This window comes from Mycolicibacterium arseniciresistens (assembly GCF_030519285.1).
Taxonomy (GTDB): domain Bacteria; phylum Actinomycetota; class Actinomycetes; order Mycobacteriales; family Mycobacteriaceae; genus Mycobacterium; species Mycobacterium arseniciresistens.
Window position 1 is genome coordinate 1 of record NZ_JAUMSQ010000570.1, and the last position, 703, is coordinate 703.

1 protein-coding gene and 1 pseudogene are annotated in these 703 nt (G+C 74.5%); both read right to left on the minus strand.

The features are described 5' to 3' along the window. Positions 1-153: pseudogene (locus Q2100_RS31545) on the minus strand (cobalamin biosynthesis bifunctional protein CbiET); the annotation flags it as partial. A gap of 37 nt (positions 154-190) precedes the next feature. After that, positions 191-703, minus strand: a 513-nt coding sequence (locus Q2100_RS31550; RefSeq protein ID WP_302917164.1) for an SDR family NAD(P)-dependent oxidoreductase, incomplete at its 5' end; no start/stop codon positions are given.

Below are 703 nucleotides of genomic sequence, written 5' to 3' on the forward strand. Positions count from 1 at the left end.
CGGCCACTCCCGGAGCTGCGCGCCCACCGACTCGTCGAGCAGGCGCAGCTGGCGGGCGGAGCCGTAGACCACCGTCGCGCGGCGCAGTTCGGCCGCCGACGCCGGCGCCAGTCCACCCATGCCGTCGGCGCCGACACCCACGACATAGATCATCGGTGTCCTCGGCTCTTCGCGCGAGCGCTCATCGGTGTCATCGCGGCATCCTGCGCCACACCGGCCGCGGCACCAGCCGCAACGCGAAGAAGAGCAGCCGAAGGGCGCCCGGCACCCAGACGTGGCTGCGCCCGCGCCGCAACGCGCGCACGGTCGCATCGGCGACCTGCGCGGGCGTGCTCGGCAGCGGCGCGGGTGACATCCCCTCGGTCATCCGGCCGATCACGAACCCCGGGCGCACGACCAGCAGCCGCACCCCGGAACCGTGCAGCGCGTCGGTCAGGCCGGCGCAGAACCCGTCCAGTCCCGCCTTCGCCGATCCGTACACGTAGTTCGCGCGGCGCACCCGCACCCCGGCCACCGAGGAGAACGTGACGATGGTGCCCGCACCGACGTCCCGCATCGCGGCGGCCAGTGCGGTGAGCAGGCTGACCTGGGCGACGAAGTCGGTGTGCACGATCGCCGCGGCGTGCGCCGGGTCGCGTTCGGCGCGGGCCTGGTCGCCGAGCACGCCGAACGCCAGCACCGCGGTGCCGATCGGCCCGTGCTC